This is a genomic window from Limnobaculum zhutongyuii (genome assembly GCF_004295645.1).
GTDB lineage: Bacteria > Pseudomonadota > Gammaproteobacteria > Enterobacterales > Enterobacteriaceae > Limnobaculum > Limnobaculum zhutongyuii.
The window spans coordinates 2616582-2632140 of record NZ_CP034752.1 but is presented as its reverse complement, the minus strand read 5'-3'; the positions used below and the strand labels follow the sequence as shown (position 1 = coordinate 2632140).

The window sequence follows — 15559 nt, the reverse complement described above, 5'->3', positions numbered from 1 at the left end:
GCCATTGCTAATTTAGTTAACGGATTAAGATAACTATATTGTTAAATGGTTGCCTGCTATCTATAGGAGTGAGTACAAAATAAAATTTCGTATATGTATTAGTTGTTTTTATAAAGTATTTTTATATTTTAATAATGACTAAAACTGGTAAATATGACAGGTGTAAAGTTAATGCTTATGTGTTTAATATATAATTCAATTTATCTTAATGCGTTATTGTTGTAATTGATTTTTTTGAAATCATAAAATATCTACTTGACTGTTTTCTTATTGCGTTAGTTTTAAATAAATATATTTATTTAAGTTTTATATAAAACCCCTCTGATTATTCTTTTTGTTGTTATTAAAGTAATGATGCTGTTTAAGTGGGGGCATATGACCTTTATATTGTTTTGATTAATTCAATTTTAATTAATCAAAACAATATAAAGTGGGTTGTTAAATAACGAAGACATGGAGTGGAACGAGCTAATATTTCGTTAACCACACATCATATTGATGAATAAAGGGATGTAGGTTATGGATACCGGATTATATTTCTCATGCAAAATTGGCAGCCTGCCTGAAACAACGTTTGATGTGGTGGATTTTACGTTGGAAGAGGCTTTATCTACGTTATTCACATTAGAGTTAACCGTTGCCAGTAATGACGCCAGTATTGATATGGATGAGCAGTTGCTGCAAAAGGCCTCGTTAACCGTGATGGTCGACGGCGCAGTAAAGCGCACTGTTAACGGTATTGTGGCTGCAGCTTTTCAGGGTGATAGCGGTTTTAAGCGCACCTATTATAACTTTATTATTCGCCCGGAAATGTGGTTATTGACGCTGGTGCAAGATAATCGGATTTTCCATTTTAAATCTATCCCTGACATCCTTGATGAATTGCTAAAAAAGCATAGCGTCCGTGTTGAATCAAAGCTGATTGATGCTCATAAACAGTGGGAATATACCACTCAGCGTAATGAAACTGATTATGACTTCTTTTGCCGGCTTGCGGCTGAGGAAGGTATTGTTTTCTGGTTTGAAGAAAACAGTATGTTCTATAGTGACAGCCGTACTGGAATGAAGGGCGGAGAAACATTACTGTATAACGCACACATTCAGAGCGCCAGCAGGGAAGCGGTTATTCACCGTTTACGATATGGTGCCAAAATGACGCCCAATGCGGTGCATCTGAAGGATTATAAATTCTCTCATCCCGATGTTGGCATGGACTCTAAAACTAAAAATCTGAAAAAACGTCCGGCATTCACGGTATATGATAGCTATGGTCGCTATGATGATGATGGCGTTGCCCAGCAATACGCTAAATACCGCTTAGAAGCCTATCAGGCTGATAGTCTGTCTGGTAAAGCCGAGAGCAATACGATTCAGATGATGCCCGGTAAGATTTTCACGATTACTGAACATACCAACGCTGCGCTGAATGATTCGTGGCAAGTTGTTAATATCATTCATAAAGGGTCATTACCCCAGCCCGTGGCCGATGAGTCGGTGGATAAGGTTGCAGCGATTACTAACAGCTTTAGCTTCATTCCTGGTTCAGTGGACTGGCGCCCTCCGTTTATTGCTAAACCTACCGTACATGGTGATGAAACGGCCACGGTAGTGGGGCCTGCGGGAGAAGAGATTTACGTTAATGAATATGGTCAGGTAAAAATTCATTTTCACTGGAATAAATATGATGCCCCTGACGAGAATGCATCCTGTTGGGTGCGTACCAGTCAGGCCTGGAACGGCGATGGTTTTGGCATGATGGCCATTCCACGTATCGGCCAGGAAGTGGTCATCACCTATATTAATGGTGATATTGACCAGCCAATGGTCCTTGGTACCTCTTATAACGGCAAAAATAGCCCGCCACTGGATTTACCTGCCGCAAAAACCCAAACATCGTTTAAATCTAAAACGCACAAAGGCGGTGGGTTTAATGAATTAAGATTCGAAGATTCTGACGGTCAACAGCAGCTATTTATGCATGCACAAAAAGATATGAATACCAGCGTGCGTAATAACCGAACGACTGATGTTGATATGGACCATACGGAAAATATTGGTCAACACCAAACCGTTAATGTCACTGCTAACCAGAGTACTAATGTAGGCGGTAATCAGAGTATTGATGTCACGGGAGATCGTACCGATCACGTAGTTAAAAACGAAACAACTAATATTGATATTAACCAGACGCTTACCGTGGGTGGCGATCAATCTATTACCGTAACCAAAAACCGTACCGATAACGTCAATATTAATGAAACCGTTGAGATTGGTGCGAATCAGGATACAACGATCAAAGGGAACCATACGGTTAAGGTGACGGGGACTCAGGATATTACGGTAACCGGCGCAGAAAATACCACGTATCAAAATCTGCACAATTTTACCGTTAACGGTAACCATGATGCCAAATTCCTCTCCAATCAAGTTCTGCTGGTGCAGGGAACTCAAACGACAACGGTAAATGGAACTAAAACCGCCACTATTCATGGATTAATGACGGAAAACTTTCAGGCATCCCACAATATGAATGTGACGGGAAGCCAGACGGTTGTGGTTACGGCAGCACAAAATCTCCAGTCTCAAACGCTTACCATCACCGCAGCAGACCAAATTGTTATCGGTTGCGGCAGTTCTCAAATCACCATGGATTCCGCCGGAAATATTCAAATTATGGGCGTGAAAATCACGGTGGTAGGACAGAGCGAATGTAGCACCGTGGCGCCGAAAGTTCATTCTAATGGTATGTCAGAGAATATTGTTGAAGGTGCAGTAGTGAAACTGAATCCATAACGGATGAAGGGTCATCAGCCATATGGAAATAAATAAAAAGGAATTGAATCATGGATAATTGGCAGCCTTCAAACCCGGTGGAACGCCGCTTTATGCTGGCACATGAGGATGCTTTAGCATTTGCTGAACAACCACAGGCAAAATTGTTTTACTGGCAAGCTAACGGGGATGACTTTCACCTGCTTAATACCTATTTTCAAGTTCAGCAGGAAAATGGGTGCTGCACCATGCAGTTTACGGATGATTTTACTTCCGGCGGTAAGTATGCCGCCCTGATAGCGCAGAATATTATCAATTTTTATGACCAGCGGCGTGATGGCTCTTTAGCACAGGGGATTACCGCCGACTGGCTGGTGCCGGAAAAAGAAAGTGGCACGACAGAGACACAATATTTGTTGCAGATAGCTCACAGTCTTATGCAACACCATCCTGATATCTTTCCCGGTTTTTTATGGGTGTTCTCTCCGGGTAATTTGAAAAGCCTTAGCAAGACAGAATCCTGGTTAGATGAGTTATTAACCGAGACGCTATCGGGTGACTGGGCATCTGAACGCATTCGTTTTGTGGTGTACACCATGGAAACCGATCTCTTTTCTACATTATCCGACAGCTATCCTCAGGCCGTTTATCGGGTAAATGGCCAGTACCATTGTGAAAACGTTCCCAGAGAAATGATTGCAGAATCGAATGAACGTGGGGATAGCGGAAAATTCCGGCGTCTTTTTGTCGAGCTGACGGAAACATTAAAAAATAACGACCCCGAGCGTTTGGAAAATCTGTCTAAAGCGGCGCTAGCTATCACTAATAATGCCAGATGGTTTGATCAGAGTGTGGTGGTTCATCTGATAGGCGGTGCTGCTTATTTGAAATGGCAGGATAAAACACGCTCTTTGCAGGCTTATGGTGAGGCACTGGCATCGGCAGAGCAAGCAAAAGAAGAAGGGCATCCCGCCGGTAATAAACTGATTGTTAATGCTCTTTTTGGTATTTGCAGTGTGTACTACATGAATAAAGAGTATGACATGGCAGCCAGCTATTACGATCGGATACCCGAATTTTCATTAGCGGATGCCGATTATATTTTGACGGTGGAAGCCGACAGAATGCGGGCAGAGTGTTGGGATAAGGCCAAAAGCCCGGCTAATGCTTTTAGTGCAGCTTTCGAAGGGGTTGATGCCGGGCTCAATATGGAGCCAGAGTTACGTAAACAGAGTTCGTTACCGATTTTAACTCATTGGCTTTATAAGCATATTGGTCTGACTGACTGGCGCTATGGAGAAATGCGCGAGAAATTCGCTTCATTATATGGGGATGACTGGGAACAGTTTGTCAGTCTTGATCCGCTTAAATCATCTCAGGAAGAGGAGAAGAGAGTATGAGTGTTCTGGCATCAACGCACTTATCCCCTGTTGTCGGGGTGGATGTTCATATGGTGAACGTTCCTGCGCCGGCTCCCATTCCTCATCCTCATGTTGGTGTTGTTCTGGATTTCCGTGAGTTGGTCAATGGGGCTAAATCCTTTGTGGGTTCACTGGTGATGAATTTCGTTCAGGAGAATGTTCCTGCGGAGATCATGGAAAAGGTGGGGCAGGCACAAGAGGCGCTGGCGTTGGCCAATGCCATCAGAAAAGGGGATCTCAAGTCAGCTGCAGGGCAGGTCGGCGGAAAAATATGGAACAGTGAAGCCGTACAGGGCAATCCGATGGTTAAATCTGCACTTGGTGCAGTGAACTCGGTGAAAGATGCATTGGGCGCTGGCGTCGGGCAGGGGGGCGGTTCTGATAGACCCGTATTAGTCAATAACCTGATGCGCGCTACGGTAGGAACCAATTCACGCCATATTCCAGGGTTACATTTCCCATTGGGGGCCGGTTACGCTCAAAAGCTACCTTCCTGTGATGCCGAAGCCTTTATGGGAAGTAAAACCGTCATTGTTAATGGAGATCCATTTTCTTATCTGGCGCTTCCTTCGTTAAGCTGCTGGTTTGTGGGTATGTTGCCAATCAAGAAGAATGGTGCTCATACGGAAAGAAAGGAACTTTCATTACCGACGGCAGTAACGCTCCCCATTCCTGTAGGCCGCCCGGTTTTGGTTGGCGGACCGCCAACGCTCAATTTTCTGGCAATAGCGTTGGCGCTGTTTAAAGCATTTCGCGGTTCTAAGCTGGCAAAAAAACTGTTTTCAAAATTACCACCGGGTTTTATTAAATGTAAAATCTTTGATGCTGAACCCGTGAATTCGATTACCGGTGAAGTGATTGTTCAGCAAAATGATTTTGAAGTAGATGGCCGCTTCCCACTGATTTGGGATCGTTATTACTCGGGGCATCAGGCTTATGATGGCGCGATTGGCCATATCTGGCTAACACCGGCGGATATTCATCTCGCTTTGGTAGTCACTGAGGGTGTTTTAGGGGCGATAGCCCAGTTTCCCGATCATAAAACCGCTTTTGAGATGCTTCCTGCTTATGAAGGCTGGGAACATCACAGCCTAGACTGGCAGCAAGGGCATGCCATCTATCGTTTGAACAATCAACTGATTTTAAGAACCAGAGAAGGGGTTGAGTACTATTTTCCACTACCGGGTGACTGGTTGCACCGGGTAGAGCAGTTAGACGATGATGAGCAGTTATCCCTTTGGTTTAGCCGAATGGAAGATCTGAACGGCAACGGCTGGCGTTTTGAACGGGATAAGCAGCAACATCTTCAGCAGCTGGTGGAATATTGTCTTGAAGGGGATACCGGACGTCATATTGTGTGTCACCATGAAGGGCGATACTTAACCGATTTGGTGCTATATGAAAGTGCCGCGGATAATTCCGGTGTGTTGCTGGCGGGGTATCGACAGGATAATCACGGCGATATGGTGTCAGTTCTGGACGCTCATCAACAGTCATATGATTTTGAATATATTGATAACCACCAGATGGTGCGTCATACCGACCGCAATGGTTTGTCGTTTTACTATGCTTATACTCTGCATGAAGATCAGGTCCTTCGGGTGCACCGTGCCTGGGGCGATCATGGTTTGTTTGATTACCGGTTTGTCTACCATCCTGAGCGTCAGGAGACGTTAATTACCGACTCTCTTGGTCATACCACCATTCTGCAATATGACGAACGACAACTTCCTTTAGTTCGAATCGATCCGCTGGGAGGCGTTAAATCCTATCAATACGACGGTCAACAACGAGGAGTATCGGAAATTGATCCGGGCGGTAACAAAACCGAATGGGAATATGATCAGCGAGCAAACATTGTCAGTCGCCGTTACCCTGACGGAAGCGGTATCAGTATTCGCTACGATGAGAGAAATAAGCCGATTGAGATTGTTGATGCTGAAAATCAGCGTTGGCAGCAGCAGTGGAATGAGAAAGGTAATCTGATTAGCCAGAAGACCCCACTGGGTCAGGAAAGTCGGTATAGCTATGATGCGCTGGGACAGCTGGTTGAAGTCCATAGTGGTCGGCAGCAGACAACGCTGGCATATGATGAATTAGGTTTTATTCGCCAGCTTCAGGATATTGCCGGGCGGGCAACTGATTTCCAGTTTGACCGTTTTGGTCATTTGCAAAAGCGTCGGCTGGCTAATGGCGATGAAACTCGCTATCAGTATGATAAAAAAGGGCGTTTGATCTCATGTCAGCTAGAGGACGGCGAATTTATTAGCTGCCGCTACGATGATGAAGATAACCTGATTGAGTACCGCGATCGCGGTAAGAAAGTGACTAAGTTTGCCTATTTTGGTCAGGGGCGACTGTCGCAGCAGACGTTGCCGGACGGTAATACACTGCAATATCACTACAATACCGAAGAACAGCTAATTGGCGTCACCAATCAGCGTGGCGAACGCTGGCAGTTAAACCGTGATGCGGTTGGTCGCCTGATTGAAGAACGGGACTATTGGGGGAAAGCGCGTACTTACCATTATGATGAGGCGGGCTATTTAACCCAAAGCCTTAATCCGTTAGGCCAGTTACTGGCGGTTACCTGTGATCGAATGGGGCGGATTGTCAGTAAAGCTCCGCATGGGCAGCCGGAAAAGACGGAAACCTACGCTTATAACAAACGGGGTCAATTGACTCTGGCGAAGAACCAGCATTGCGAAGTGACGCGTCAATATAATCAAATTGGCATGTTAATTCTGGAGAATCAGCAACAACAGGATGTGACGGCGCGCCTTGAGTATGTGTATAACCTGTCAGGTCAGCTATCAGAGCAACATCATCAGTTACGGCATCACAGCCAGTCAAAAGAAACGGCGTTTAAGCAAGCGCTACGCTTTGAATATAACGAGCTGGGGCAACTTATCCGCCAGCAGGTGGATGATCATGCGCCAATTGAGTTTGGTTTTGATGAAATTGGCCGACTTACCAGCCAGAAACAGAGCGAAGCCGTTACCTCGACCTTTGAATACACCAAAGCCGGGCAACTAAAACGCCAGAGCCTGCACCGTAGCGACAGCGTCCACAGTGACTCCATTGATTACCACTATGACGTGTCGGGCAATCTGGTGATGCGCAGCGATAGTCGAGGAGGAACCGACCGCTACTTCTATGACGTATTAGGGCAAATTACCCGACACAGCAATCCAATGGGTGAGATCCACGATTATGTGTATAACGCGAACGGCGATCGGTTTGTCGAAAAAGAGAATCCGGAAGGCCAGCGTGAATTGACCTTTAACGACGGTATGCAATATCGCCTGAATCAGGCAGGCCAGCTGATTGTGCGTGAGGATGGCGAACGAAGCGATCGTCTGGAGTGGGATGAAAATGAGTGCCTGAGCGGATTCTATCGTACCGGAGAGCGGGGTGAACGCTATCAGTATCATTATGATGCGTTAAGGCGACGTATTCGTAAAACCTGCATCAATATGAGCGATCGGGTTGAGAAGATTACCTATTTTATCTGGGATGGCGATGCGCTGGCGGCAGAAGTCAGTTTCTCACCGATGGCGACAGGGGTGAATGCCAAACTGGATAGCCGTTTCTTTGTCTATTACCTGAATACCTTTGAACCACTGGTGCTACAGTGCAAACAGCAGGGCATCGGCAGTCTGGCTCCACCGGAAGAGACCGGTTACTATTTTTATCAGAACGATCCAAACGGTATGCCGTTGCGGTTATACGATGCTGAGGGTGAAATTGCCTGGAGCGCGCACTACACCGCGTTTGGCCGGATCGATCGACTGGATGAAATAAAGGTTCAACAACCGCTACGACTTCAGGGGCAGTATTTTGATGAAGAGAGTGGTTTACACTACAACCGACATCGTTATTATGATCCGCGTACGGGAATTTTTGTTTGTCAGGATCCGATTGGGTTGGTTGGTGGGATTAATCCTTATCAGTTTGCTGTAAATATATTGGGATGGAATGACCCATTAGGATTGGATTATACATCAGGGCCAAGAAATACAGGGCTATTAGGTGGTAATGCAAAACCAAATGGTTCAACTGAACATTTATCTGAATGGCGACGTACCATTGATGCTTCATCGATAAAAACTGAAAAAGATAAATTCTTAGGAAGAGATAACGTAAAAGTTGATAAAGGGACGTGGAGAAGTCAGGATGGATTAAGACAGTTTCGTGTTGTTCCTAGTGACTATTCTTTTGATGGTAGTGGGCACGGAATGGGGATGCCAAAAGTAGCTGGGCAATCCCACGTACATTTTGAGTTATTAGAACCAAAAGTTGATTCATCAGGAAATGAAACAGGTAATTGTAAAGTAACCAAGAATGTTCATGTACCTTTATCAATAGGAACTTGAAAATGATATGTTTTTATAAAAATTATAATGGTATTAACTTTTTATTTAATAGTGATAATTCACTTTATTTACTTAGAAAACTGGAGACGGCTACTATTGGGGTACCTGTTATTGAAAATATAAGAGAAAATATAAAAAACCAAATTTGCACGATGGAAATAAATTTATTTTCAGATGAGGATTATGTTTTTTATAAAAATAACAGGATTACATTTTGGTTTTCAGAAGAAACATTAGAATATGCGATATATAAAATCACGGATTTTTTGGCTAAAGGAGATTTTTATCCTTCAGAGTTCGGTGATTTTATTATAAGTAATTCATTGGGTGTTCCTGAAGGAAACCGAAGAAGAAAAATGCCAATTTATTTTATAAAGGAGTAAATCGGCCGATTAGATTTTTAGGTTTTAATTTTAACAGAATTGGTAATGTAGAAATTGTATTTCTACAGATGAATAGTAATTGGTTTATAGGTATCGTTAATAATTTCGAATAACAATCTTTTTTTGAGTAATATTGTAAACCACAAAGACAGGTCGTATATGAATTCCTAAATCCTAGTGTAGTCTCTCCGTTTTTATCGTACCGGAGAGCGGGGTGAACGCTATCAGTATCATTATGATGCGTTAAGGCGACGTATTCGTAAAACCTGCATCAATATGAGCGATCGGGTTGAGAAGATTACCTATTTTATCTGGGATGGCGATGCGCTGGCGGCAGAAGTCAGCTTCTCGCCAATGGCGACAGGGGCGAATGTCAAACTGGATAGCCGTTTCTTTGTCTATTATCTGAATACCTTTGAACCGCTGGTGCTACAGTGTAAACAGCAGGGCATCGGCAGTCTGGCTCCACCGGAAGAGACCGGTTACTATTTTTATCAGAACGATCCGAATGGGATGCCGTTGCGGTTATACGATGCTGAGGGTGAAATTGCCTGGAGTGCGCACTACACTGCGTTTGGCCGGGTAGACCAACTGGATGCAATAAAAGTAAAACAACCGCTACGATTTTTAGGACAGTATTTTGATGAAGAGAGTGGGTTGCACTATAACCGACATCGTTATTATGATCCTCGTACGGGCATTTTTGTTAGTCAGGATCCGATTGGGTTGGCTGGGGGGAGTAATCCTTATCAGTTTGCGCTGAATACATTCAGTTGGGCAGATCCTTTAGGATTAGCTTCACTTTTCGATGTAGGTACTTATGGAAGTCAGAATGGCGGAGAACATGTCGGTGATGGCCTTCAATCACATGAATTAATAAGACATGAATATTTGAGGCAAGAGGGGTTAGCAAATGATACCCGTTTATCTGGAAATCCTGCTATAGCATTAGATCTTGATCACCACACTCGTGGACCAGAAAAAGATTCAAGAGGTGTTGGTGGCGTTCATTATCATGAAGGAAAAGTTAGAGAAGAAAGAGGACTAGGGCGCAATGATTTTTCATCAACAATTGATGATGAATTAGATATAACAACAGAAGCGATGAGACGAGCTGGAGTTCCCGAATCTAAGATTTCTCAACTTCGAACAGCGGCTAAGAGTTTCTATAATAAATTGAAGGGATGCGAGAAAGGAGAAGAACAAGTATGAAAGAAGTATATCAGTTAAAACCCACTAATGTGGATAATGAAACAGGTAGTATCAAGTTTGGGGGAGGGACTTGTATAGAGGGGGCATGGCCCAAAAATCCTTTAGGAGAAGAACTTACTTTATTATTCTCAATTGAAACAAATATGCTAAATAAACTTATTAGTTCTTTAGGTCTACCACCAAATTATACTGTATCTATTTTTTCCACATACAATGAAAGTCGATATTTTATAGATGATATAGTTTTTACTGGTGATGATGTAGAGTTTAATTATATATGTAAAGGTTATACAAGGATAACTATTGGTAATAAAGATAGTTATAAGGAAGGTGGGGTGAGGGTAAGCGAAAAAAAACTTACTTTATCTCAAAGGAATTTAGAAGATATCGATTTCCCTGCTTTTTCCTTTATATCTAATGATATTCCTAATGGGTTAGTTGGGTATGAAAAGCTAATGAAAGAGTATATATTTATTGGCCAGTTATATTCATCTGATTTATCTTCTGAAAATAATGGTATTTTGGGGCTTTCAGATTCAATAGGATATATGTTTTTGAAGAAAAAAATTGAAGATAATAATGATATAGGATTCTTTTTTATTCAAACAGCATGATTTTTATATAGCCAAGCCTGTCTTTTAGTTAATTAATTGAATGACGGAGACAGGCGATTTATGTATTAAAATTGGTCAAATAAATTAATATAATATTTCTCGTTCATTGATGTTGATAATCAATAGTCTGATATTAAAATCTAAAATTTCTAATAAACTTAATACTATCAAAATGTTATTGTTACAGTGTAAACAATAGGATCTCGGCAGTCTGGCTCCACCGGAAGAGACCGGTTACTATTTTTATCAGAACGATCCAAACGGTATGCCGTTGCGGTTATATGATGTTGAGGGTGAAATTGCCTGGAGCGCGCACTTACCATTATGATGAGGCGGGCTATTTAACCCAGAGCCTTAACCCGTCAGGTCAGCTATCAGAGCAACATCATCAGTTACGGCACCACAGCCAGTCAAAAGAAACGGCGTTTAGAGAACCGTTAAACGTTGATTATAAAGAATTTGGAAGTGTGTCATGAATTGTAGAGAGAAAGAACTAAAACAGACGCAAAAACAACTTTGCGAAAAATACAACTCACCATGTTTCTTTTGTACTGAAAACGAAATTATTGGTATTGCAATTGGGTCAATAAAAAATCAACCAATATATGGAGTAAGGCACCGCCGTGAGAATGGTACATGTGGGTGGTATCTTTGGGGAGGTGACCATTCTGATGATGAGAACTTTTTTCAACCGGTTCACTTTTCTCATGTTTATGAAATTCTTCCTGACTATGCACTAAAATATCTTGCGTTGGCTCCGGGATTTAAATTTATTACGGATATTAATGGTTATGAAGACGTCTGGTATGAAGATTAGCTTTTCGCGTTATTCTTAGAATTTTAAACCAGATTAACTATATGAATTTAAAACTATCATAGTTAAAGATAACAAAATTCAGATAATTTACCCCATCTCCCCTTTAGGCTTAACCTCCGTAGTCCCTTTCAGCCGGGGTCGATTAGGCTCCATCTGTTCCAGAGGAGTTACTTCACGCAGTGATAACTGCGAGCGGGAAACAAGGTCCTGATATTCTAAAGTGTTCAGGCGTTTCCAGTAGAGTTCATCATCTGAAACGTCACGCACGTATTTTGCCGGAATTCCCATTAATAATTGCCGGCGTGTACCAATGAATCCTGCTTTAACAAAGCTCATCGCACCAACAATACTTTCTTCACCGATGATTGCTCCATCCATAATCACGCTATTCATTCCCACCAGAGCATCTCGACCAATGATACAGCCATGCAATATGGCACCATGTCCAATATGACCGGATGAATGAACGATGGTATCCCTGTCGCAATAGCCGTGCATAGTGCAACTATCCTAAAGATTAGACCCTTTTTCCAGAATCAGTCGTCCATAGTCTCCACGCAAGGAAGCATGAGGACCAATATAAACGCCTTCACCAACAATCACATCGCCAATAAGTACTGCACTAGGGTGTACATAGGCAGTGGGATGAACAACAGGTATTAATCCTTCAAATGAATAGAAACTCACTGGCAACTCCGATAGTCAATTTTATGACGTTTAACTCCAATAAAGGTATTTTTAATACTATAGAATTAAGTGAGTCATATATTACTTATGTTCAATATTGGTGAGTTATATAGCAGTTATTTTGGAGTTGCCTGAAAGCCTCCGTCATAAAGGTAAATTCCCTCGGCGGTCAGTAAGTTACTATATGCATAGTCAGGATCGGTCAATTGTATCTTATGAATATCATTGGTTTTAATTTGTCGGGCTGGGGTATGAGTATATGAAGGGCCAAAAATATAGATATAGCGATCATCATGGCCAAAATAGTCACTTAATGAAATAAACCCACCGTCCAATTTAAACTTCTGAACACCGCCTTGATTAATAAAGTAAATATTTGAGGGTTCAATATGATAGGGCATTGAAGTTTGTTTTATCGGGGAGTTTAATATCATCGTCTGTAGTGACAACGGGCTTTGAGAATCAAATTCTCCTTTCAGTATATATAGATGATTTTCATCAGTTGCTACGCGTTGGTTGATCACTTTAAAAAACTCTGGGTTGACGTCCGGAATTTCAGTTAGTTGCCATTCTCGCGTTTTTCTATTTTGAGATTGTGTGTAATACACTTTACTTCTTGATAGGTAAAAACCCTGTGTCAGATATTCAATATCTTGAGCTAACAGATTTTTAACTTCCTGTTCCGTATTATTATAGTAATAACTGTGTAAACCATTCTTATCAGAGTAATCCAGCAGAATATTTGGCATCCAGCGTTCAATTTTAAACGTATCCGCATCAGCAGAGATGGGAATACCATCAACAAATACCGTATTCATATTACGTGAAATAATGTTATCACCATGATAACAAGAGGCTCCATCGCCATAAGCTTTACTTTTTAATACCTGAAAACCTTCCGATACACCAATATATTGACCTGCATGATAAAGGTTATTTTTATCCATCATGATATAGCTATCAATTAGTTTTAACGTTGCTAAGTCAACGTGACTAATGCCGGTATTATTATCACTACGTTTTCCCTGATAATAGATACTGTACTTATCAACCGCAAAAGCCAGATTATCAAAAGGCTGAGTAAAACTTTTGGCATCAACAGCCGGTTCTTCTGGTGAGTTAGTCAGTATTTCTCCGTCAAAAAACACACGAACATTATCCGTAAAGTAATTGGGATCGCCAAAGAATCGTACGCCATCAATCCAATTTTTATTATTTTTAGATAAGGAATGAACGCGATGAAACGCTTTTAAGTTAACATTTTTTAGCCTGTTAACTTCGGATGGTGTTTGATTAATATTGGTCTTTTCATAAATTAACATTCCATTTTTAGCTTTATAACGATATTCAATAAATGCAGGAGAGCATGCTTGAGCCGAATGTTGGAATATCCATAAAGCAATAATGCTGATCAATATGCTCACTTTCATCTTATCTTCCTTGATGCTGCTAGCGTTGTAATGGCAGATAAATGTAACAGGGTTTTGAGAGATATCCCTGCTTAGGGATGGTAATTTATATTGATTCCTGAGCCTGATGGAATGATTTTATTGATGTAGGCTGATATGGATTCGCATCGAAATGGCGTCCCCGACAGGAATCGAACCTGTAACTAGCCCTTAGGAGGGGCTCATTATATCCATTTAACTACGGGGACTTATGCAAGGGCAGCAGTATACCTATTTTTATTCTGAGATTCAGCACTGTTAAGTGCGTTTGGTCAATTAGTGACAGGTTGACCCAGTTTTGGTTTAAATCAGACTAAAATTACTATTTAGCATTTTATTCTCCTATTTCTGTGATTGGTGGTTTTTAGATGTAGTTCACATTCTTCTGAGTTTCCCATTCAGTGTTTGATCTGAGACCGTATTTTACCCACAATTAGGTACCTAACCGCTCGGTGCGAAGCTACGAGCCGCTAAAAGGCTGTGATATGATAAAGCCAATTTTTACCAATTGAGAGTTATGTGTAATACGATGCTGGAAGCGCAAGGACTGAATTGTATCCGTGATGAAAGAGCTCTGTTTACCGGGCTGAGTTTTGCTATTCATCCCGGAGAGCTGGTCCAGATTGAAGGGCCTAACGGTGCAGGGAAAACCAGCCTGTTACGCATTCTTGCAGGATTAGCCAGCAGTGATGGCGGTGATATCCTCTGGCAGGGGGAATCAACACGCCGTAATCGCGATCGTTATAATCACTCTCTTCTTTATATTGGCCATCAGGCTGGCGTTAAGGCGGTATTAACGCCGTTTGAAAATCTTTCATTCTTTCAGAAATCTTCCGGTAAAAAAGATCCCGATGCCATCTGGAGCGCACTATCACAAGTTGGTCTGGTGGGATACGAAGATGTACCGGTAGCTCAACTCTCAGCGGGTCAGCATCGTCGAGTGGCGCTGGCGCGTTTGTGGTTGAGTGATGCCCCGCTGTGGATTCTGGATGAACCACTCACCGCCATTGATAAACAGGGCGTAGAGCATTTAACCCGCCTGTTTGAGCAACATGCAGAAAAGGTCGGTATTGTGATATTAACGACCCATCAGGATATGATGAGTACCCGCTGCCCGATTCGAAAAATTAAGCTTGATGGTGGGGTGTGGCGCTGATGTTTATTTCGATTTTGCACCGTGAGCTGAAAATTGCCTTTCGCAGAGGCTCTGAGATTATTAACCCGCTGTGGTTTTTCCTGATCGTAGTAACGCTGTTTCCATTGAGTATCGGACCTGAGCCTCAGCTGTTATCGCGTATTGCTCCGGGAGTGGTTTGGGTTGCGGCGTTATTGGCCTCGTTACTCTCGCTGGAACGATTACTGAGAGATGATTTTCTGGACGGTTCACTGGAACAACTTATGTTGTTGCCGGTGCCGCTGCCGCTGACTATTCTGGCAAAAGTATGTGCTCACTGGCTGTTAACCGGCTTACCATTACTGATTTTGTCGCCACTGATGGCGCTGCTATTGTCGTTTGATTATGCAACATGGAAAGCGGTGGTGCTGACCCTATTGTTAGGAACGCCGACACTAAGCTTTATTGGTGCAATTGGTGTATCGTTAACTGTTGGTCTGCGTAAAGGTGGGGTTTTACTGAGTTTACTGATACTGCCGTTATATATTCCGGTATTGATTTTTGCGACCTCGGCGATTGACGCCGCATCGATGTCGCTGCCGATTAATGGTTATCTGGCCATTTTAGGCGCAATTTTAGCAGGAACCGCGACGTTAGCACCTTTTGCCGCTTCAGCTGCTTTACGGGTAAGTGTGCAATAACAAACATAATAGTT

At 42.4% G+C, this 15559-nt stretch carries 10 protein-coding genes, 1 tRNA gene and 2 pseudogenes; 10 read left to right on the top strand and 3 right to left on the bottom strand.

The window, feature by feature from the left end; translation table 11 throughout:
* The first annotated feature begins 519 nt into the window (after positions 1-519).
* From EKN56_RS11805 to EKN56_RS11770, 8 genes and pseudogenes are all read left to right on the top strand, one after another.
* Positions 520-2793, top strand: coding sequence for a type VI secretion system Vgr family protein (locus EKN56_RS11805; protein ID WP_130591960.1), 2274 nt, complete (start codon positions 520-522; stop codon positions 2791-2793).
* Positions 2794-2843: 50 nt separating this feature from the next.
* The gene (locus EKN56_RS11800) at positions 2844-4172 is read left to right on the top strand and encodes a hypothetical protein (protein ID WP_130591959.1); all 1329 of its coding nucleotides are present in this window, start codon (positions 2844-2846) and stop codon (positions 4170-4172) included.
* Positions 4169-8569, top strand: coding sequence for an RHS repeat-associated core domain-containing protein (locus EKN56_RS11795; protein WP_130591958.1), 4401 nt, complete (start codon positions 4169-4171; stop codon positions 8567-8569). The genes EKN56_RS11800 and EKN56_RS11795 overlap by 4 nt, the downstream gene beginning before the upstream one ends.
* A gap of 2 nt (positions 8570-8571) precedes the next feature.
* Entirely contained in the window at positions 8572-8952 is a 381-nt protein-coding gene (locus EKN56_RS11790; RefSeq protein ID WP_130591957.1) for a hypothetical protein, read from the top strand.
* A gap of 276 nt (positions 8953-9228) precedes the next feature.
* On the top strand, positions 9229-10164 hold the full coding sequence (locus EKN56_RS11785) for an RHS repeat domain-containing protein (protein ID WP_210405301.1): 936 nt from the start codon (positions 9229-9231) through the stop codon (positions 10162-10164).
* Complete coding sequence (locus EKN56_RS11780) at positions 10161-10778, top strand: hypothetical protein (protein WP_130591956.1); 618 nt, start codon at positions 10161-10163, stop codon at positions 10776-10778. The genes EKN56_RS11785 and EKN56_RS11780 overlap by 4 nt, the downstream gene beginning before the upstream one ends.
* A gap of 205 nt (positions 10779-10983) precedes the next feature.
* A pseudogene (locus tag EKN56_RS21635) lies at positions 10984-11091 on the top strand (RHS domain-containing protein); the annotation flags it as partial.
* Between the two features lie 159 nt (positions 11092-11250).
* Positions 11251-11595: an immunity protein Imm33 domain-containing protein gene (locus EKN56_RS11770; RefSeq protein ID WP_130591955.1), complete on the top strand. Its 345-nt coding sequence runs from the start codon at positions 11251-11253 to the stop codon at positions 11593-11595.
* 87 nt (positions 11596-11682) lie between these two features.
* Here EKN56_RS11770 and caiE read toward each other — a convergent pair.
* The 3 genes and pseudogenes from caiE to EKN56_RS11755 form a co-directional block, all read right to left on the bottom strand.
* Positions 11683-12282: pseudogene (gene caiE / locus EKN56_RS11765) on the bottom strand (carnitine operon protein CaiE).
* A gap of 116 nt (positions 12283-12398) precedes the next feature.
* Positions 12399-13712 (bottom strand): DKNYY domain-containing protein, encoded by a 1314-nt coding sequence (locus tag EKN56_RS11760; protein WP_130591954.1) that lies wholly within the window; start codon positions 13710-13712, stop codon positions 12399-12401.
* Between the two features lie 152 nt (positions 13713-13864).
* Positions 13865-13939, bottom strand: a tRNA-Arg gene (locus EKN56_RS11755).
* 320 nt (positions 13940-14259) lie between these two features.
* On the opposite strand from EKN56_RS11755, the gene ccmA reads away from it, so the two are divergent.
* A complete protein-coding gene (gene ccmA / locus EKN56_RS11750) occupies positions 14260-14886 on the top strand; it encodes a cytochrome c biogenesis heme-transporting ATPase CcmA (RefSeq protein WP_130593686.1) in 627 nt (208 codons plus the stop codon).
* Positions 14886-15545, top strand: coding sequence for a heme exporter protein CcmB (ccmB, locus tag EKN56_RS11745; RefSeq protein ID WP_130591953.1), 660 nt, complete (start codon positions 14886-14888; stop codon positions 15543-15545). Before ccmA ends, ccmB begins: the two co-directional genes overlap by 1 nt.
* Positions 15546-15559: the final 14 nt, after the last annotated feature.